We start from the raw sequence: 18811 nt of genomic DNA, 5'->3' as shown, positions 1-18811 counted from the left end.
AGTTTCTTGGCATAACTTAAATTCATATCGGCAAAAATTTGTATTAATTTATAGTGTGTATTAAATTTTTTAGACTAATTTATCTATGATGATTAAGCTTTGAAGTTGCATTTGCTTTTGCAAATCTTCGCTTAAATCCCCACTTAAATTTTCCAAATCTTTTTGCTTTAATTGCTCGTATTCTTCTGGAAATTTTTCTTTAAGCTTTAAAAGCTCTTGCATATTTAAGGCGCTAAGCCCATTTTCTAAAGCCTTATCTTTGATGGCTGAAGCTTCGCTTTCATCTTCTGCTTCATCGTTTGCGTTTTCTATCTCTTTGCTTTTTCTTTTTAATTTCTCTAACATTTCTTTACTTATGGAGCTTGGATTATCAAACTTAATTTTAGCCTTAGCGACAACCCTTTCCCTAGAGCCCTCACACTCTAAAATGCTTATCTTTCTATCTGCATTTTTATCAAAAGCAAGAAGGGCATTTAAAGCTCCATCTAAGTGTCTTTCCATATCATCATTTGCCAAAATTTTACCCCCCCCACCTTGTAGATAAAGTTGTCTTATGACATCATTTGGACCACCTTTATAAACATCGGGTGTGTAGATTACATCATTGTAAAGGTAAAGCTTTTCGTTTTCTTTTCCTTGTATCAAGCCATTTTTATCCGCATCGGCTTTGAGATAATTTAAATCATAAGCTGCATTTTTAAACCACCCAGCGACAAAATTTTGTGCAGCTCCGTTAAGCCTTATCGCTCCGTTTTCTCGTAAAAAATAATTATCGTTTTGATTAAAATGCTTTAAAATTCTTGCGAAATTACTTTTTGTGAGGTTTAAGCTGACAAATTTAGAGCTTTCCTCATCTTGGAAAATCACCCTGATGCCCTCACTATGATTTAAAACACTTAAAAAATCTTCCTGCTTAAGCTCCTCTTCTTTCAAGCTTTGAAAATCTTTACTTGCTATATTCGCTCTTTTAGAATAAGTAAGGGCGTCATTTAAACCGATAATTTGAACATCGTTGGCGACTTTCATAAATTCTCCTTTACTCGCTTGGTTTGGAGTGCATAGCTGATAAACGGCACATACTTGCTTGATAATAAGGCAGTCTATCACACTCTCTTAATTTGTTATAATAAATGTTCCACTGTTCTTTAAGAATTTGACATTTAACATCACAATCAGAGTTTGCTAAAGCAACACCTGAAAACAACACACCCAACAACATAACAAAAAATACTTTTTTCATTATCTGCCTTTCAAATTAAGATATTTGCATTTAAGATTTTAACAAAACAAAATATGATAATTAATGTAAAAAACAAATTTTTATGGTAAAAATAAATAATATGTCACTTTAATCTACAAAATTTATTTCTTTACAAAATTAGGTTAAAATTACCCCTTTTTTACATATCGGTAAATTTTTTAAAAACTTTAGTGAAAGGATATTATGAAAGCATTAGCACTTTTTAGCGGAGGACTTGATTCGATGCTTGCGATGAAGCTCATCACGCAACAAGGCATCGCGGTAAAGGCTTTAAACATCAACATAGGCTTTGGTTCACGCACAGATAAAAGCGAGGATATGAAACGCCGTGCTGCTTTAGTGGGGGCGGAATTTGAAATGGTCGATGTGAGAAATTCTTATCTTAAGGAAGTGCTTTTTTCCCCTCAGTATGGTTATGGGAAGCATTTTAATCCTTGCATAGACTGCCACGCTTTTATGTTTAAAACGGCTCTTGTTATGTTAAAAGATGAGGGGGCGAGCTTTATCATCACGGGGGAGGTTTTAGGACAACGCCCTATGAGTCAAAGAAGCGATGCGATGGCTAAGGTCAAACGCCTAGCAGACGATGAAGAGGATTTAATCTTGCGTCCTATGTGCGCGAAAAATTTACCCCTCACAAAACCAGAAAGAGAGGGCTGGGTGGATAGAGAAAAGCTTGAGGGCATTAGCGGTAGAAGTCGCAAAAGACAGCTTGAGATGGCGGAGGAATTTGGCTTGGAGGATTTTGAAAGTCCGGGGGGAGGGTGTTTGCTCACTTTGGAAAGTTTTGCGAAGAAAATTAAAGATTTTAAAGAATTTGACAAGGATATGGGGGTCAATGATGCCCAGCTTTTAAAATATGGACGGCATTTAAGGCTTCCAAAAGGGGCGAAAATGATAATAGGACGCAATGAGCTTGAAAACGAGCTTTTAAGGAATTTGAAAACACCTAAATATGAAGAAATCAAACTTTTTGACTTGGTGGGGGCGTATTCTTTAGTAAGTAGCGACATTTGTAAGGAGGATTTAAATTTAGCCTTGCAAATCGCCCTTACTTATACTAAAAATAATCCTGAAAATTTTTATGAGCTGGGTTTTAAAGGGGAGAAATTTCAAACTAAAGCTTACGAGGATAAAGCTAGGATAAATGAATTTTTTGTATCTTGAAATTTTTAGAGGGTTGCACGGTTAAATTTGCATTGTTTTATTTGAATATTTTGTGTTATATAAGTGTATATGGGATATGTGGAAAGTATTATTGTGACGCTGTAAGCTTACATAATACTAGAAATTTGTTATCTTACTTGTTGCTACATTTTGTAGTTTTTGCTTTTTAAGTAGTTGCGGTAGAGCGGTTTGTATGTGATGAATAATGCCAAATGCAACAAGATTTATTTCTGATATGTTTTAGTGTTAGTTTTTTATCTTATTTAAAAACGATGATGGATTTCTTAGTTGTTTCCAAATTAAGATGATGGAAATTTTCGAAATCTATGAAAATTTTTACCTTAGTGAGCTTTTAGATTGATATTTGAGATTTATCGCGTTTTATGTTATCAAGGTGACTAAATGTCTTTTGCTTACAGCTTTTTTCAAAGTTAAAAAACATAAAATATTAGTTTAAAGCAATCCAAACTAAGAAAAAATAGCGGCTAAATTTACCCAAAGCGATGAAAAAAGCAACTTTTAATATAGGATATTTTGCAAAGCCAAGCCCTAGCACAAAAATATCGCCCACTAAGGGCAAAAAGCTTAAAAAAGCAAAAATTCCTCCAAATTTGTAAAAATTTAGCGTGTAATTTTCTAGTTTTTTTAAAGATGAAGCAAAGTATTTTTGTAAAACTTTTTCCTTGCCAAGATAAGCTAGAGCATAAGTGCTAAGACTTCCTAGTGTGTTGGCTAAAGTAGCCACAAAAAGCACTAGGATGGGATTAAAATCAAATTTAATAAAAGCCAAAACAAAAGCTTCACTCGCCAAAGGCAAAAGCGTGGAAGAGAGAAAAGAGACGATAAAAAGCCCGACATAGCTTAAATCGCTATAAAAAAAATCAAGCATTGAGTGTTTTTAAAAGCTCTGGGCGCATTTTTTTAATAAAGCGGTAAATTTCCGCCGCTGATTTGTAGTATTTTTTCTGCAAAAAGGTATGAAATTCACTTTTGCTTTTCGCTTTTTCCAAAAGCTTTAAAATTTCTTCTTCGTGCTTGAGAAAAAAAGGCTCTTCTTTTTGAATATGAATAAGATGAATTTCCTTACCAAAAAACTCATACATATACTCAAGATTTTCAAAAATTTTATCATTGCTGATGATGTAAATGTCCGTAATTTTCTTTTTTGTCGCCAAAATCCCAAGTAGGGTTAGGATGATTTTATCAGCATAATCCTTGCTGGGGTGGTCGAAAGTAAAAATTTCATATTTTGTCTTACTAAGAACCTTTAAGCTACGCGTATCAAAATGCAAATGCGAATTTCCTACGATATAAAAGATATTTTTTTCATCTTTTTTAAATTTATATTTTTTAAAAAAATTATGCGGACTCACATTTTCCGCGTCTATTAAATAAGCTTTTAAATTCTCTTTCACTTGTAATTCTTCAATTCTAAATTAAGATAATGTCCCGTATAGCTTTTTTTGTGGGCTTTAGCTAGGGTTGCTACATTACCCTCCGCTATGATTTTACCGCCTTTTACACCACCCTCAGGACCCATATCAATGATATAATCAGCGTTTTTAATCACATCTAAATTATGCTCTATCACAAAAACTGAATTTTTAAGCTCCACCAAATGCTGCAAAACAGCTATGAGCTTACTCACATCATCAAAATGAAGTCCCGTTGTTGGCTCATCAAGGATATAAAGCGTTTTGCCTGTATCACTGCGGCTTAATTCTTTTGCGAGTTTGATTCTTTGTGCTTCGCCCCCACTTAAAGTCGTAGCATTTTGCCCTAAGGTAAGGTAGTCAAGCCCCACCTTAACAAGAGTGTCTAATTTCTGCTTAATCTTAGGCACAGAAGTAAAAAATTCATTTGCCTCCAAAATACTCATATTTAAAATTTCACTGATATTTTTGCCCTTATATTTTATCTCTAAAGTGGCGTCGTTATATCTTTTCCCCTTGCAAGTATCACAAACTACCATTACATCGGGTAAAAAGTGCATTTCTATCTTAATCTCCCCATCGCCACTACACTTTTCACAACGCCCACCCTTGACATTAAAAGAAAAACGCCCAGCCTTATAACCTCTCATTTTGGCTTCTTTCGTAGCGGCAAAAAGATTTCTTATCTCGTCCATCGCTCCTGTGTAGGTAGCTGGGTTTGAGCGAGGGGTGCGTCCTATAGGACTTTGGTCTAGATAAATCACCTTATCCAAAAGCTCAAGTCCCTCAATCTCCACACCACCAAGTTTTTTAACTTTTTTAGCGTGATTAAGTGCTTCTTGGGCAAAAGGAAGTAAGGTTTGAAGGATAAGCGAACTTTTTCCAGAGCCTGAAACACCTGTGATGGCGACTAAATTTTGCAAAGGAAAATTCGCATTTAAATTTTTAATATTATTAATACTGACATTTTTTAGTTTAAGCCATTCTTTTTGAGGACGATTTAAAGAGTGTGAAATTTGCTTTTTTCCACTCATATAAAGAGCGGTTTCGCTTTTGCTTTTTAGCAATTCTTTGTAAGTGCCTACAAAAACGACTTCCCCGCCAAATTTCCCAGCTCTAGGACCGATATCTACGATGAAATCTGCCTCCTCAATCGTCATCTTATCGTGCTCAACTACGATGAGAGTATTACCCTTTTCTTGCAAATTTCTTAGCGTTTTGATGAGTTTTGCCGTATCTCTTTCGTGAAGTCCTATGCTAGGCTCATCAAGCACATACATCACTCCGCTAAGTCCGCTACCAATTTGAGAGGCAATGCGAATTCTTTGTGCCTCACCCCCACTAATGCTTCTTGCATCTCGCCCCAAGCTAAGATAGCCAAGCCCCACATCATAAAGGAAAAAAAGCCTTTCGTTAATTTCCTTTAAAATAGGCTTTGCAATGAGTTTTTCCTGCTCGTTTAAATACGCAAAATTTCTCTCTTTAGAAAAAAATGCCGTGCAGTCCTCCACACTCATATCTAAAATTTCACCCAAGCCCTTATCTGCTACATTTACGGCTAAACTTTGAGGTTTTAATCGATGTCCGCCGCAGTCCTTGCAAATTTTCTCGCTCATATAATCATTTAAATCTTTTTCATCTTTAAGCATATCATAAGCTATCTTTACCACGCCCTCGAAAGTGCGTTTTAGGCGGTTTCTTTTCCAAAAAAACTCAATCTGCTTCGCATTGCCATAGTAAATAAGCCTTTTTTGCTCTTCACTAAGCTCACAAAAAGGGATTTTAGTAGGAATTTGATTTTGCTCGCAAAAAGCGATGAGGAATTTATAATAATAGCTTTTATTAAAACCATACATCGTTTTAATCGCCCCATTTTCAAGGCTTAAATTTTCATCAATGATTTTCTTCATATCTAAAGTATAACGAATTCCAAGTCCATCACAAGCCTCACATGCTCCCTTTGGAGAATTAAAAGAAAAGCTCAGTGGCTCAAGCGGAGTAAAAGAAATTTTACAAGCAAAACACGCGCAATGCTCACTATAATGATAATGCTTTGAAATTCCAAGCTCTTCAGCGTTTAAAACCTCAAGTTCAATCTCCCCAAAACTTTCCTCCAAGCCTTTTTCTATATCACTTGCAAGGCGAGCGAGAAGATTCTCTTGCACTTCAATTCTATCAATGACAAGTTTTATCGTGTGCTTTTTGGTTTTAGCGAGTTCGATATCCTCATCAAGCCGCACCAAAACGCCGTCAATTTGCGCCCTTATATAGCCTTTATTGCGTAAATTTTCAAGTAAATCCGTATAAGTTCCCTTTTTATCACGCACAAGCGGAGCGTAGATGATGATTTTAGCACCTTTTGGAAGTTTTAAAATTTCGCTGACAATGTCCGCTGCACTCATCGAAGAAATTTTTTCTCCACATTGATGACAATGCTGCATTCCTACCCTTGCATAGAGCAAACGCAAATAATCATAAATTTCTGTTATCGTTCCCACTGTGGAACGGGGATTTTTAGAGGTAGTCTTTTGGTCAATCGCTATGGCTGGGGTTAAGCCCTCGATTTTATCGACTTCTGGTTTGCCTACCTTATCTAAAAACTGCCTTGCATAAGCACTTAAGCTTTCAATGTAGCGGCGTTGTCCCTCGGCATAAAGTGTGCCAAAGGCAAGGGTAGATTTACCGCTACCGCTTAAGCCTGTGAAAACGATGAGTTTATTTTTAGGTAGGTTAAGATTGATATTTTTGAGATTATTTTCTCTTGCACCGATGATTTTTATCATTATTTATTTGCTTTTTCTATATACTCGCCTCTTGAAGTATCCACGCGTATTACTTCGCCCTCTAAAACATGAAAAGGGATTTGCACCACAGCACCTGTTTCAAGCGTGGCGGGTTTTTTATTTGAGCCTTGTGTATCGCCTTTGAAATTTGGAGCGGTTTCGATGATTTTAAGCTCAACTACTTGAGGCACTTCCACGCCTATGGCTTTGCCATTGTGAAAAAGCACTTCGACCATCATACCATCAAGCATCCATTTTTTAGCCTCGCCCACATCATCATCGCTGATAGCCACTTGCTCGTAACTTTGCGTATCCATAAATTGACAATTTTCTCCATCATCATAGAGATACTGCATAGTTTTTTGTTCTAAATTTGGAGCTTCGCATTTATCTCCTGCGTGGATAGTTTTTTCCAAAACCTTGCCGTCTATAAAAGACTTGATTTTCACGCGGACAAAAGCCGGTCCCTTGCCCGGTTTTACATGTTGATACTCTACTATCTTAAACGGAACGCCGTCAATTTCTATCTTAAGCCCTTTTTTTAAATCACCCATTGAATAAGTTGCCATAATTTTTCCTTGTTAATTTAATAAAACGCGAATTCTAGCTAAAATTCTTTTAAAATTTAATGAAAGCGACTTGTCTTGTAATTTGCTATGAATTCACGCAGTTCTTTAAGTCTTTGCGTATCGACTTCCTCGCCTCTTTCCTTAGCAACGCTTAGTTTGACATTTTCTAGCATAGCCTCTTTTAAATCTTCTATATTTGGAACTTTAGGGGCGAAATCAACGCCACCTTGCTCTAATTGCGTTCTGGTGTAAATAGGGATAATGTCCTTTAAAGCTGAAAAGCGGTCAATTTGCTCATCATTTAACGCGATTAAAACAACAGGAATTCCCATAGCTGTGCAAGGGGATGCGATGTGAAGCCCTGTGGTAACGACAAGCTTTGCTTCATTTTTATAGCGTCTTAGTAAATTCTGCGTTTTGTTAAAAAAATGCTCTTGACTAAAGCTTGGTTCTTCTTCTAGCTTTATGGATTTTTGATTGATAAATTCGGCATTTTTGCGTAAATTTTCTGGGATAAAAGGTAAAATTCTTTCATCGATATTCACAAAAAAGATTTTATCTTGCCCCGCGCTTTCTTCTCGTTTATCAAAAGTAAGGGTAAGGCAGCGGAAAAATAAGCGTTAAAGCCCATTTTTTTACAAAATTCTAAGGTAAAAATATCCCTGCAACCTATATCTTTATTTTTAAAATAATACGGAAAATGTGCGTTGAAAAATTGTATAAAATTCATCGCCTGAGGGTTAAAATGTGTGCCGATAAAAACGCATAAAACATTAGGCGGTGGGAGAAAATTATTACTCAGTGAAAAATAGCCTTGCATAATGACAATGCCACCACCTCGTTTAAACATAAGGCTCTCATTACTAAAATACTCAAAATTTGGCTCGGCAAATTTTTTCTCAATGGCAGCTTTTGTGGCGATAGTTTGGATAAAGTCTCCAAGATTATGATAGCCAAGATAAGTATGATGAGAATAATCAAATAGCACGAAATGATTCTCTTTAAAATCCTTTTCTTCAGCATTTTGGCTACTTTGCGTAAAAAGATGTAAAAATTGCCTTCTTTCTATAAGCTCTATATTTTTTTGAATTTTATCAAGCCCAAGAGCGTTGTGAAGTTTCTTAAACAAAACGCTTTTTTTATGTTTTAAATTCATTAGCATCAAATCCCCTTTCAAAAGATAAAAATTATAAGATAAAAAAAGTAAATTTATAAATGAGTTGCATTAAGATTTTTTCGCTAGAATTACCAGCTCAAAGCATAGTAAATGCTCGCTTCGCAAGAAGAGGAAAGTCCGAGCTGCAAAAGACAAGCATTCCATCTAACAGATGGCTAGGGTAACCTAAGGGAAAGTGCAACAGAAAGCAAACTACCGCGAAAGCGGAAAAGGTGAAACGGCGGGGTAAGAGCCCACCAGCGATTTTGGCAACAAAGTCGGCTATGTAAACCCAATGTGCAGCAAGAAGGGGTGGTTATCGTCTTTATTTTAACCCTTCGCTTGATTTTGTTTGCAAAAACAAAACTAGATAAATGAGCATTCACGACAGAACTCGGCTTATCGCTATGCTTTGATATAATTGAGTGCTTTTTGAAATTTTTGTAGTTCTACGGCTTGATAGTCCTTTTTAACGCCGACTATCACGAACGCCTCTTTTAAAAGAGCCTCGAGCTGGGGGAGTAAAGAATTTAAATTCTCTCTTAAGCTTTCATCATCATTTAAATCCTCCACCATAGCCTTTAAATCTAAAGTAGAAGATAAAGCCTCTATCTTACTAATATCCTCTTCGATAAGAGCGATTTTAAATTCCTTAATCCACTCATTGATTTTCATTACTATGCACTTCTCTCCAAGCCTCTAAAAGCCCTTTGGTTACATTGATAACCTCATCGATTTTTTCCTCGCTATTTTCTAAATTTGCTAAAGATAACAGCTGAATTTCTCTTGTGTAAAGTCCCGCTAAGTAAAAAGCGACCTCGCCACCCTTTTCATAGTCTAAATTATTTGTAAGCTCGATAAAAATAGCCGTTACACGCTTGATAAAATGCACCCTTTGTTCGATATCTTCGTTTCTTATGGCGTGTTTCGCCCTCGCACAAAAGCGTAAAATTCCCTCATAAAGCATTTCAACAAGTCTTTGTGGGGATTCTATCCCCACTTGAGATTCTGAATAAACGCTATAAGCTAGATTATTTTCCATCATCTATCCTTAGCTATTAGACTGATTCGCAGCGTTAATCATATTAGTTATGGTTTTAAGCTGCGTATCAAGTCTATTTAAGATGACCTCATACTGCAAAAACTGATTTTGCATTGTTTCATATCTCTTGTTTATCATATCTTGAGTGGATTCTTTAGACTCGTTGAGTTTTTTAGTATCCTTTGTCAAATGCTCATCATATTTAGTTATAGAGCCATCAGAATCCGTCATACCCTTAAGCACATTTTTAAGCTGGGCAAAAATCCCCTTACCCTCGATAGGCTGGGCTGTGATTTTCGTTTCGCTTAAGCCAAATTTCTTAAGGAAGTTTTTACTTCCCTCTATAGCAAAATCAGAGCCGTTTTCACTATGAAAGCTTAGTTTGAAGCTGTCTTGCTGCTTATCATCTTTCGCAGCCTCTGCTTTCACCGTCAAGCCATCTATACCAAGGCTGTTGATGTGAGCGACAAGGTTATTCATCCTCTCTGCTTCATCTTTTCCAGCGAGTTTGAAATTTGTGCCGTCCTTATTTTTACCTAGGTCAAACACCTCGCCGTTAAAGACGATTTTAAAATCACCCGGTTTAAATTCTATATCTTGTTTTAAATTATCTGGTTTGATAACATCGCCCTTATGGTCTATATCTTTATACTTGGTTACCCCAGAGAAAAAGCTTTCCGCAAATTCTGCGTTTTCCTTCATCTTTTCTTCAAATTCACTCTTTGAAAAATTCAAAGTCCCGCTTTCAGTCATTGTGATACCAAAGTCTTGCATAGAAAGCATTACCGTTGTATGCACATCGTTACCATTCTCATCTTTTACTATACCCTCGATAGGCTGAGAATCGAAGAGAGTCGAAATGATACTTGAGCGTATGCTATTGACCTCTGTAACGCCTTGCAAAGTTCCTTTTGCGCCTGTTTCACTATTAAAGTCAGTCGCGGCGTTGAGATTGACCACCAAGTCATTATAAGCCGTTACCAAATCCTCCATAGCCTTGCTTAAGGCTTCGGTGTCTTGCTGCACATCGAAATTGATTTCACCTGTTTTATTAAGCGTTAGCGTAAGTCCTACGGCTATATCGGTGATGGTATTGCTTGGGCGAGTCATTTTCACTCCGTCCATTAAAAATTCCGCATCGCTGGCTGTTTTAAGGTGATTTGTCTGGTCTTTTAGTCCATAGCCCTTTTTATTTTTCTCCACATCTTCAGGTTTTAAAGAAGTGCTAGTATTAAGCTCCCAGCCTAAATTTTTAAAGATATTTGAAGCTTCATTGCTTTCTTGATATTTCCATTCTTTTTTTCCTGTTTGTTGGTTAGTTACCTCCACCTTAGAACCCGGATAAAAGCTTATGGCATTATCCTCGCCTGTTTCTTTACTTGTGATGGTAAGGCGGTAGCCATCAGGCTTTTCGCCTGTGTTGATGACCTTAGCGATGATGTTGCCTCCACTTGCGGTGTTAATCTTCTCCGCTAAATCCTTATAAGTCGTGTTTTTATCTATGGTTACAACATACTCTTTGCCATTTTGAAAGAAAGTGATTTTCTGCTCATTTTTCAAACTTGCATTGACAAAGCCTGTTTCATTACTAAGAGCCTTACTTTGATACACATCTTTTTCGGCAAGTTTTTTCACATCGATGTGCATATTTTGCACTGCCACACCAGAGTCTGCCTTAAGACTAGCGGGTGGGTTTTCTGTGATGCTTGCTATCACTTTTCTCGCTGCAAAAGCTGTGGCATCTCCTAGCGAAGAAACAGCTGTTTGAAAAGCTAAAAGCTTAGTTTTTATCTCGGTTAAGTCCTTTTGCTTAGCAGCATTTTCCTCGACCTTTTTGGTATAAGGGTCGACTCGCGCCGCCTCTTCTGCCTTTTTAAGTTTGTCAATCGTGTCTTGGGTCAAAACCCCTGAAGCAAAGCCTAAGCTTGATAAAGTCCCTAGTGCCATCTTAACTCTCCTTATCAAATATCATACCTATCACCTCTTTAAAGTGCTCGGCTAATCTCATCGCCTCTTCACTTGGAATTTGGCGTATCTCTACCTGTGCTTTTTTCCGTAACGCTAAGATACATTGAATTTATCTTGTCGTTATAGCCAAAATGCACATCCGTGTTTAAAGTCTGCGCTTGCTCGTTGAGCTTTTGCGCGACATCTTGTAACCTTTCTGCAAAACTTTGCTTTCCCTGCTCAGATTGCATAGTCGCTTTGTTGTTTGCCTCTATTTTTGAGGCATTATCAGCAGTGCTGGAACTCTTTGCATTTGAGACCAAGTCCATTTGCTGCCTTGCTGTTGCCTTCGATATTTCCATTTTAAAATCCTTTTTAAAATTTCTACTCTTTATATCGACTATATAAAAATTTTCTAAACACATAAAAACAAAAAATTTAGAAAATTTCTTTATAAAATATAAGCAAAAAGTGTGCCAAATGAAGTTTAAAGGAAGAGCTTGGCTGAAAACTCAGCCAAAAATTTCAAATTTATCAAAAAGTTTTTTGTCATCTTCGATAATCTTACGCAAGATAAGGCTATCCACCATCTCTTTAGAACAATCCGTTTGCCTTGGCCACTCTCTTTTGTAATTTTCGAAGTGATTTTTCGCTGTGGCGTTTAAGGCAATACGCCCATTTTTGATGAAAATATCCCTTTTAGCGTCTATATTATTCACCACACGCCAAAGAAGCATATAAGGATTATCCAAGTGATTTTCTTTATCTAAAAAGATGAGAATTCTAAAATGCTTCTTAAATCTTAAAAGCTTTGTAAAGCTTTCTTCAATGCTCTCTTTTTTATCCAGCAAAATGCAGACGATAGGACTTTTACATTTTTTATAAAACTGCTTTAAATCATAAATTTCAAGCTCTTTTTCAAAAAAGCCCTTAAGATTCACATCGTCTAAAATTTCAAGCTCTTCTACGCTTGATTTCAAAGTCGCATCAAGTGCCGCCTTACCTCCAAAACAAGCATTTGGAGAAGCGTGGTCAAGCTGGTCGCAAATGCCCTCACTAATGCAAATTTTCTCCACATCAAAGCGGTTTAAAATGTAAGGGATTAAGCTCTCATAATCTTCTAACGCAGGGGCGTTTTTATCCACAAAAATGGCGTGTTTAACAAAGCTCATCTGCCCCACCCCCCAAAGTGCGTGCATAATCTGCTGTGCGTGGGCTGGATAATGCGTGTCGATTTTAGCCAAGATGAGATTATGAAAGACGCCATTTTCTGGCATTTTATAATCAAGTAAATCAGGCACGCTCGTTTGCAAAAGCGGTAAAAAAACCCTCTCTGTCGCTAATGCCATAATCCTATCTTCCAAAGGCGGTTTTCCCACGACCGTGGCTTGATAAATGGCGTCTTTTTTAGCATAAATTTTTTCCACTTTCATCACAGGGAAAAGCTCAGGCGGAGTATAAAAGCCCGTATGGTCTCCAAAAGGACCCTCGAGCTTAAAATTTTCTAAATCCACAAAACCCTCAATCACAAAATCACTATCATAAGGGACGAAAATACCATTTTCGCACGGCGTAAGCTTTGCATTTTGCTTTTTAATGAAGCCATAAAGTAAAAGCTCGAAAATGCCTTTTGGAAGCGGAGCTTGTGCGCACCATATATAAAGTGGGTCGCCACCTATGGCTATGCTTACGGGCATTTTTGAAAGTCCTGCTTCTTTATAGGCTCTGCAAAAATTCGCCGCATCTTTGTGAATTTGCCAGTGCATTAAAAGCTCATTATCTCCACTAACTTGCAAACGATACATTCCTAAATTATTTTGTGTTTTGTCAAGACTTTGCGTATAAACCTGTCCCATAGTGATAAATTTATCCGCGTCAAGCTTCCAAGTTTTTAAAATAGGCAATTCCTTCAAACTAGATAAAAGCTCATAATGATACAAAGCTTTTTCTTTTTTAAGTCTTTTTGGCGGTGCAAAACGCAGTTTTGAAAGCTGGGCTAAAAAATCAAATTTCGCTTTTAAAGTCGTTGGAATGTGAAGCTTTGTAAGTTCCGCTAACTCAGCAGCCACTTCTTCAAAATCCCTCCCAAAGGCTAAATTTAGAGCCTTTTTATTGCAAAAAGTATTCATCAACACAGGATAAGCATAAGGCTTTTTATCCCTTACGGGCTGGGTAAAAAGTAAAGCCTTGCCCTCTTCAAATTTCTTCGCCTCGATATAGGCGATGTGGGGGATTTCAAGCTCCACATCTAAAGGCTCGTCAATCACTCTTAATAAGTCATTTTCTTTTAAAATTTCAATAAATCTTCTCATACCATAGCCTCAGCTCTTTGCAAAAGCTCCTTAGCCCCTCGCTTGATAAACTCAAGCGCCAAACTTTCACCAAAACCCTGAAAATTTCTTTTTAAGATGATTCTTTTTTCGCGTAACATTTCACTACCATCAGGAAGCCCTAAAATCGCTCGCACTGTAATTTGCTCTCCTTTTAACTCCGCATTGATACCGATAGGCACTTGACAGCCTCCCTCCAAAACACGGATAAAATCACGCTCAATGGTGCTTTCTATGATGGCTTTTTCATCGTTAAGACATTTTAAAAATTGCAAAATATCCTCATCTTGTGGGCTTTCAATACCTAAAATTCCTTGTGCCGCCGCTGGCACTAGCTCATCTTTGCTAAATTGATAAATGAATTTTACCTCTTTATCAAGCCCTAAACGCTTCACCCCAGCACTCGCCAAAACGATGGCATCAAATTCGCCTCGCTTTAACTTCTCAAGACGGGAATTAACATTACCCCTTAAACTTATAATTTGCAAATCCGGACGCAAATTTAAAAGCTGCATTTTTCGCCTTAGACTAGTCGTGCCAACCTTAGCATTTTGCGGTAAGGCATTTAAATTTTCATAACGCTCACTCAGCAAAGAGTCGTTATCCTCCTCCCTTTTTGTCAGCGCAGCCAAAACCAAGCCTTGCGGCAATAAGCTTGGCACATCTTTTAAACTATGCACAGCCAAATGAGCCTTTCCCTCCAGCATAGCATTTTCAAGCTCTTTGGTAAAAAGTCCCTTGCCACCTATCTTAGCTAAAGGGCTATCTAAAAGCACATCGCCTTTAGTGCTAAAACCCTCCAAACATACTTCTATATCGTGTGTTTTTCTCAAAACATCCGCCACGAATTCACTCTGCCACAAAGCCAACGGACTTTTTCTAGTTGCTATGATTAGTTTTTTCATTTTCTATCCTCTATCACTTCTACATCGATGATTTCTTCAGTATTTTCTTTTTTTTCTTTTTTGTGAAAATTTGTTTGTATCCCTGTTTGAAAAACTAGTCCAAAAACAAGCACCAAAATGCCAAAAACAGAACTTAAAATACCGGGGATTAAAAATAAAAAACCTGCGATTACAAAAGCAAATTGCTTGAGTGTGTCTTTCAAATTCCCCATTTGAAAATTTAACATATTCCTCCAAAATAATGCCAAAAGCACTACTCCAGCTATCATACTTAAAAGCATAAAAATTAAAAAATTCCCAAAGCCAAAAATTAAGATGAAAAGTACGCAAGCGATAATTTCAGCGATAAAAAATGGTGCCCCCAAAGAAAATTTTAAAGGCATATTAAAACCTTTTTAAGCTCTTCTAAAGCCTCATTTGCTTTCAGTTTTATTTTGACCAAATCTTTTCTTTTCACAAGCTGAATTTCATTATTTTCCAAGTCTTTACCTAAAATTAAAGCGTGAGTGAAGCCCATTAACTCAAAATCGTTCATCTTAACCCCGTATCTTTCATTTCTATCATCCAAAAGCACATTGATGTCTAGTTTTTTCAAATTTTCATACAGGTGAGTGCCTAGATTAAGAGCTTTTTCGTCTTTGGTATTTGAGATGATGATGACAAGTTTAAAGGGGCTAAGTGCTTCCTGCCAAATGATACCCTTTTCATCGTGGCTAGCCTCTACAGCAACGGCAACTAGGCGACTCACACCCATACCATAACACCCCATATAAAAAGGCTTAGCTTTGCCATTTTCATCTAAAAAATTTGCATTCATCGCACTGGAATATTTTGTGCCAAGCTTAAAAATGTGTCCCACTTCTATCCCTTTGCTTTTGACAAGCTTACTTTTACATTTAGCGCAGCAGTCCCCCTCTTTAACCTCTATCAAATCTTTAAAACGCTCTTCGTTTAAATTGACAACATCAATGCCGATGAGATGATAATCTTTCTCGTTTGCACCCATTATCATTTGCTTTTCGTTTTTGAGTTCATTATCAACATAAAAATCAACATTTTTAAGCCCTATAAAACCGATAAATCCCGCATTTAACCCTACATTTTTAAGCTCTTCATCACTTGCATCGACTAATTCCAAAGCCTTGCAGGCGTTTTGCGCTTTTGTTTCTTGTAAATCATCGCAACCCCTTATAAAAAAGACGATGAGCTTATTTTCGTTTTCATAAATTGCCTTTTTTACTACGGCTTTAATGGTATAAAATGTATCGATTTTAAAAAAATTCGCTAAATTTTCGATGGTTTTAATATCTGGCGTGTGAAATTTGCTTGCGAAATTTGCTTCAGGGCGTTCTTTATCACAGGTTTTTTTTGCTCTTTTTGCTGCTTCTACATTTGCCGCATAGTCGCACTTTGAGCAAAGTATAATGTCATCTTCGCCGTTTTTAGCTAAAATCATAAATTCCTTACTCCCGCTTCCTCCAATCGCTCCACTATCAGCCTCAACAACTCTAAAATCAAGCCCAAGTCTTTTTAAAATTCTGCTGTAAGCTTCGTGCATATTTTCAAATTCGTGCCCCAAATCCTCTTCATTTTTGTGAAAGCTATACGCGTCTTTCATTATAAATTCGCGACATCTTAAAAGCCCAAAACGCGGTCTTGCTTCATCTCTAAATTTTAAGCCTATTTGATAGAGATTAAGGGGGAGTTGTTTATAGCTTGTGATTTTATTTTTAACGACATTTACCATAGCTTCTTCGTGCGTTGGTCCTAAAACAAAGTCGTTTTCTTTTCTATCTTTAAAGCGTAAAAGTTCTTTCCCAAAGACATTATAACGCCCACTTTCTTGCCACAATGAAGCTGGAGTGGTGAAACTAAGACTTGTTTCTAATGCCCCAGCATTGCTCATTTCTTCCCTTATGATGCTTTCTATTTTGTTTAAAACCATTTTACCAAGGGGCAAAAAATTATAAAGTCCGCTTCCATTTTGTTCGATAAAGCCTGCTCTTGTTAAGAAAATATGGCTGGGTAAAATTGCATCTTTTGGAGCTTCTTTGAGTGTTGGTGCGTAAAATTTACTTAGTTTCATTATGCTCTCCTAAATTAAAAAGATAGTTTAAAGAATGGATAATTTCCTCGCTTTTTTTGCCTTGCAAATGCTTTAAATTTAGTGTTGGCTCGTGCAAAAAAGCTTTAAAAGTTTGATGGATGAGCTTTCTTGCTTCTTCTTCGTCAGATTTTTTTAAATAACCTTTTGAAAGAGCGATTTGAAGTTGTTTGGAGGCGCATTCCTTAGCTTTTAGCCTCAATGCTTTGATGGTGGGTGTTAGGGTTAAATCGCTAAGTGTTTTAAAAAATTCTGTTGTCATCGCCCCTATGATGCTATACGCTATACCAGCTTCGCATTCTCTTAAAGCCAAGTTTTTACGCACGACTTCTTCCAAATCATCGACTGCAAAAACTTTTACATTATCATTTTCGTCAAGCTCAATATCTCTTGGCACAGCGATGTCGAAAAAATAACGCTTAAATTCCACGCTCTTAATCATTTTATCCGTGATAATAGCGTGATTTGCATTAGTTGCCGAGAAAAAAAGCTCGTGTGTGTTAAGGTAGTTTGGCAGATTTTCAAGGCTGTCAAATTCACATTTTAATTCTTCGCTCAATTCTCGTGCTTTTTGTATGTCGCGATTTAAAATGACTAGTTTTGCTCCAGTTTGCAAAAGATGCTTACAGGCTAATTGTGCCATTTCGCCAGCACCTATAACAACTGCTTTTTTTTGAGATAAATCTAAAAGCTCTTTTGCCTTAGCGACTGCGACTGAGGCGACTGAAATGGGGTTTTTAGAAATTTGCGTTTGATTTCTTACTTTTGCCGCACATTTAAAGGCGTGATGTAGGGCAAAGGCTAGATTATCGCCACAAAATCCCAAATTTTTAGCAAAATGAAAGGCGTTTTTTATTTGACCTGTGATTTGCGTTTCTCCTATGACTAGGCTATCAAGTGAGCTTGCGACCGAAAAAAGATGGTGGATTGCTCCGCTATCTTCAAAAATATCTGCTCTTTTTGTCAAATCATTTTTATCCACCTCGCAAAGTAGGGCAAGTGCTGTTATGATGTGCTTACTAACTTGTTCTAAATCTTCAACAAAGGCTAAAATTTCCACGCGGTTACAAGTGCTTATCACTAAGCTTTCTATGATGTTTTCTTTGGAAAGGACGAGTTTTAAAAATTCGCTTTTTTTTGTTTCGTCATTTAAAGAAAGCTTTTCTCTTAAGGTTAAATCTGTGTTTTTATGTGTGAAACTGATGCAAAAATAATGCATTAAAAATTCCTATCTATCAAAGCTTTTACGATGGTTTCAAGCTTTTCGTTTTTGTATTTTTTAATCGCTTCTAGACTTAAATTTCCATATCTTTTTGCCTCTATTATACTTTTTTCTATCACATTTTTTTCTGTAAATTGCTGCTTTAACCACGCTTTTTCTTCTTCATTTAAGTCTTTTTTGAATAAATTTTTTAATTTTTCTTTGTCATTTTCGTTTGAAATTTCATAGAGATAAATGTAGGCTAAGGTCGTTTTACCCTCTTTAAAATCGCTTAGCGAAGGCTTTCCAAGTGTAGCTTCGTCGCTTGTGATGTCAAGCACATCATCAACAATTTGAAAGGCTAGTCCCAAATTTTTTCCATACGCACCAAAAGCTTCTTCATCGAGCTTTGCTAACATAGCCCCACACTTTGCACTTGCCTCAATTAAAACGGCGGTTTTATGGTAAATCATCGTCAAATAAGCATCTTTGTTTTCATTAAATTTTTTGCTTAAATCAACATCCATAAGCTCACCTATGGCAAGTTTGCAAACGGCATTTGAAAGATTTTGAGCGATATTTTTTTCTTGCTTGGAAAGCTCATAAAAAGCTTTAGAGTATAGAATATCGCCAAGCATTAGGGCATTTTTCGCCCCAAATTCCGCGTTGATTGATTTTGCTCCACGCCTTAAATCGCTCTCGTCAATGATGTCATCGTGAAGCAAACTAGCAAGATGAATTAGCTCAATAATCGCACATAAATTATAGGCTTCTTTACTTTCCCCTGCTATGCTTAAAAGTAGTTTTGAGCGGAGTTTTTTGCCCGAACTTGTTTTGGCAAGCATTGTTAAAATAGGCTCGTAGGAAAGCTCTTTTAAGTAAGTTTGTATGATATTATCAATCTCTTGCACTT

General features: G+C 36.8%; 20 protein-coding genes and 1 other RNA gene. 2 read left to right on the top strand and 19 right to left on the bottom strand.

All coding sequences use genetic code 11. From position 1 onward, the window contains the following. Window positions 1-69 precede the first annotated feature (69 nt). Window positions 70-1026 (bottom strand): hypothetical protein, encoded by a 957-nt coding sequence (locus tag CHELV3228_RS07505; protein ID WP_082200393.1) that lies wholly within the window; start codon window positions 1024-1026, stop codon window positions 70-72. A 10-nt stretch (window positions 1027-1036) separates the two neighbouring features. Next, complete coding sequence (locus tag CHELV3228_RS07500; protein WP_082200392.1) at window positions 1037-1240, bottom strand: hypothetical protein; 204 nt, start codon at window positions 1238-1240, stop codon at window positions 1037-1039. Between the two features lie 204 nt (window positions 1241-1444). Between CHELV3228_RS07500 and CHELV3228_RS07495 the strand changes: the two genes are divergently transcribed. Then, window positions 1445-2428: an argininosuccinate synthase gene (locus tag CHELV3228_RS07495; protein ID WP_082200391.1), complete on the top strand. Its 984-nt coding sequence runs from the start codon at window positions 1445-1447 to the stop codon at window positions 2426-2428. A gap of 448 nt (window positions 2429-2876) precedes the next feature. Here CHELV3228_RS07495 and CHELV3228_RS07490 read toward each other — a convergent pair whose 3' ends face one another. The 6 genes from CHELV3228_RS07490 to CHELV3228_RS10605 are packed head-to-tail and all read right to left on the bottom strand — an operon-like array spanning window position 2877 to window position 8375. Then, window positions 2877-3317, bottom strand: coding sequence for a YqaA family protein (locus tag CHELV3228_RS07490; protein ID WP_082200390.1), 441 nt, complete (start codon window positions 3315-3317; stop codon window positions 2877-2879). After that, entirely contained in the window at window positions 3310-3843 is a 534-nt protein-coding gene (locus CHELV3228_RS07485) for a PIN domain-containing protein (RefSeq protein ID WP_082200389.1), read from the bottom strand. Before CHELV3228_RS07485 ends, CHELV3228_RS07490 begins: the two co-directional genes overlap by 8 nt. Then, window positions 3840-6644: an excinuclease ABC subunit UvrA gene (gene uvrA, locus CHELV3228_RS07480; protein WP_082200388.1), complete on the bottom strand. Its 2805-nt coding sequence runs from the start codon at window positions 6642-6644 to the stop codon at window positions 3840-3842. The genes CHELV3228_RS07485 and uvrA overlap by 4 nt, the downstream gene beginning before the upstream one ends. Beyond that, on the bottom strand, window positions 6644-7213 hold the full coding sequence (gene efp, locus CHELV3228_RS07475) for an elongation factor P (protein ID WP_082200387.1): 570 nt from the start codon (window positions 7211-7213) through the stop codon (window positions 6644-6646). The genes uvrA and efp overlap by 1 nt, the downstream gene beginning before the upstream one ends. A gap of 56 nt (window positions 7214-7269) precedes the next feature. Continuing rightward, on the bottom strand, window positions 7270-7758 hold the full coding sequence (locus CHELV3228_RS10610; RefSeq protein WP_234980976.1) for a hypothetical protein: 489 nt from the start codon (window positions 7756-7758) through the stop codon (window positions 7270-7272). Continuing rightward, on the bottom strand, window positions 7755-8375 hold the full coding sequence (locus tag CHELV3228_RS10605) for a hypothetical protein (protein ID WP_234980977.1): 621 nt from the start codon (window positions 8373-8375) through the stop codon (window positions 7755-7757). Before CHELV3228_RS10605 ends, CHELV3228_RS10610 begins: the two co-directional genes overlap by 4 nt. Window positions 8376-8468: 93 nt before the next feature. Between CHELV3228_RS10605 and rnpB the strand changes: the two genes are divergently transcribed. Then, an RNA gene (gene rnpB, locus CHELV3228_RS07465) (RNase P RNA component class A) lies at window positions 8469-8787 on the top strand. On the opposite strand, the gene CHELV3228_RS07460 is transcribed toward rnpB, so the two are convergent. From CHELV3228_RS07460 to CHELV3228_RS07415, 11 genes are all read right to left on the bottom strand, one after another. Next, the gene (locus CHELV3228_RS07460) at window positions 8775-9044 is read right to left on the bottom strand and encodes a hypothetical protein (RefSeq protein WP_082200386.1); all 270 of its coding nucleotides are present in this window, start codon (window positions 9042-9044) and stop codon (window positions 8775-8777) included. The genes rnpB and CHELV3228_RS07460 overlap by 13 nt on opposite strands. Further along, the gene (gene fliS, locus CHELV3228_RS07455) at window positions 9031-9411 is read right to left on the bottom strand and encodes a flagellar export chaperone FliS (RefSeq protein WP_082200385.1); all 381 of its coding nucleotides are present in this window, start codon (window positions 9409-9411) and stop codon (window positions 9031-9033) included. Before fliS ends, CHELV3228_RS07460 begins: the two co-directional genes overlap by 14 nt. Window positions 9412-9420: 9 nt before the next feature. Continuing rightward, window positions 9421-11358 carry a flagellar filament capping protein FliD gene (gene fliD / locus CHELV3228_RS07450; protein ID WP_082200384.1) on the bottom strand — a complete coding sequence of 646 codons (1938 nt, stop codon included), beginning with the start codon at window positions 11356-11358 and terminating at the stop codon, window positions 9421-9423. A 1-nt stretch (window position 11359) separates the two neighbouring features. Then, the gene (locus CHELV3228_RS10775) at window positions 11360-11419 is read right to left on the bottom strand and encodes a hypothetical protein (protein ID WP_425266403.1); all 60 of its coding nucleotides are present in this window, start codon (window positions 11417-11419) and stop codon (window positions 11360-11362) included. Between the two features lie 7 nt (window positions 11420-11426). Further along, the gene (locus CHELV3228_RS07445) at window positions 11427-11720 is read right to left on the bottom strand and encodes a flagellar protein FlaG (RefSeq protein ID WP_425266401.1); all 294 of its coding nucleotides are present in this window, start codon (window positions 11718-11720) and stop codon (window positions 11427-11429) included. 150 nt (window positions 11721-11870) lie between these two features. Further along, window positions 11871-13670: a menaquinone biosynthesis decarboxylase gene (locus tag CHELV3228_RS07440; RefSeq protein ID WP_082200383.1), complete on the bottom strand. Its 1800-nt coding sequence runs from the start codon at window positions 13668-13670 to the stop codon at window positions 11871-11873. Continuing rightward, window positions 13667-14593, bottom strand: coding sequence for a hydroxymethylbilane synthase (hemC, locus tag CHELV3228_RS07435; RefSeq protein ID WP_082200382.1), 927 nt, complete (start codon window positions 14591-14593; stop codon window positions 13667-13669). Before hemC ends, CHELV3228_RS07440 begins: the two co-directional genes overlap by 4 nt. After that, window positions 14590-14976, bottom strand: a complete 387-nt coding sequence (locus CHELV3228_RS07430; protein ID WP_082200381.1) for an FxsA family protein — start codon at window positions 14974-14976, stop codon at window positions 14590-14592. Before CHELV3228_RS07430 ends, hemC begins: the two co-directional genes overlap by 4 nt. Further along, entirely contained in the window at window positions 14967-16682 is a 1716-nt protein-coding gene (locus CHELV3228_RS07425; RefSeq protein ID WP_167562816.1) for a proline--tRNA ligase, read from the bottom strand. Before CHELV3228_RS07425 ends, CHELV3228_RS07430 begins: the two co-directional genes overlap by 10 nt. Beyond that, window positions 16666-17916, bottom strand: a complete 1251-nt coding sequence (hemA, locus tag CHELV3228_RS07420) for a glutamyl-tRNA reductase (RefSeq protein WP_082200379.1) — start codon at window positions 17914-17916, stop codon at window positions 16666-16668. The genes CHELV3228_RS07425 and hemA overlap by 17 nt, the downstream gene beginning before the upstream one ends. After that, entirely contained in the window at window positions 17916-18809 is an 894-nt protein-coding gene (locus CHELV3228_RS07415; RefSeq protein WP_082200378.1) for a polyprenyl synthetase family protein, read from the bottom strand. The genes hemA and CHELV3228_RS07415 overlap by 1 nt, the downstream gene beginning before the upstream one ends. Window positions 18810-18811: the final 2 nt, after the last annotated feature.

The sequence above is a fragment of the Campylobacter helveticus genome, assembly GCF_002080395.1.
GTDB classification, from domain to species: Bacteria; Campylobacterota; Campylobacteria; order Campylobacterales; family Campylobacteraceae; genus Campylobacter_D; species Campylobacter_D helveticus.
This window is presented reverse-complemented; position numbering and strand designations above follow the sequence as displayed.

Bases quoted from the DNA above. Each gene is read 5' to 3' on its own strand.
- CHELV3228_RS07505 (WP_082200393.1), bottom strand. From the start codon at position 1,026: ATGAAAGTCGCCAACGATGTTCAAATTATCGGTTTAAATGACGCCCTT.
- CHELV3228_RS07500 (WP_082200392.1), bottom strand. From the start codon at position 1,240: ATGAAAAAAGTATTTTTTGTTATGTTGTTGGGTGTGTTGTTTTCAGGT.
- CHELV3228_RS07495 (WP_082200391.1), top strand. From the start codon at position 1,445: ATGAAAGCATTAGCACTTTTTAGCGGAGGACTTGATTCGATGCTTGCG.
- CHELV3228_RS07490 (WP_082200390.1), bottom strand. From the start codon at position 3,317: ATGCTTGATTTTTTTTATAGCGATTTAAGCTATGTCGGGCTTTTTATC.
- uvrA (WP_082200388.1), bottom strand. From the start codon at position 6,644: ATGATAAAAATCATCGGTGCAAGAGAAAATAATCTCAAAAATATCAAT.
- efp (WP_082200387.1), bottom strand. From the start codon at position 7,213: ATGGCAACTTATTCAATGGGTGATTTAAAAAAAGGGCTTAAGATAGAA.
- CHELV3228_RS10605 (WP_234980977.1), bottom strand. From the start codon at position 8,375: ATGCTAATGAATTTAAAACATAAAAAAAGCGTTTTGTTTAAGAAACTT.
- CHELV3228_RS07460 (WP_082200386.1), bottom strand. From the start codon at position 9,044: ATGAAAATCAATGAGTGGATTAAGGAATTTAAAATCGCTCTTATCGAA.
- fliS (WP_082200385.1), bottom strand. From the start codon at position 9,411: ATGGAAAATAATCTAGCTTATAGCGTTTATTCAGAATCTCAAGTGGGG.
- fliD (WP_082200384.1), bottom strand. From the start codon at position 11,358: ATGGCACTAGGGACTTTATCAAGCTTAGGCTTTGCTTCAGGGGTTTTG.
- CHELV3228_RS07445 (WP_425266401.1), bottom strand. From the start codon at position 11,720: ATGGAAATATCGAAGGCAACAGCAAGGCAGCAAATGGACTTGGTCTCA.
- CHELV3228_RS07440 (WP_082200383.1), bottom strand. From the start codon at position 13,670: ATGAGAAGATTTATTGAAATTTTAAAAGAAAATGACTTATTAAGAGTG.
- hemC (WP_082200382.1), bottom strand. From the start codon at position 14,593: ATGAAAAAACTAATCATAGCAACTAGAAAAAGTCCGTTGGCTTTGTGG.
- CHELV3228_RS07430 (WP_082200381.1), bottom strand. From the start codon at position 14,976: ATGCCTTTAAAATTTTCTTTGGGGGCACCATTTTTTATCGCTGAAATT.
- hemA (WP_082200379.1), bottom strand. From the start codon at position 17,916: ATGCATTATTTTTGCATCAGTTTCACACATAAAAACACAGATTTAACC.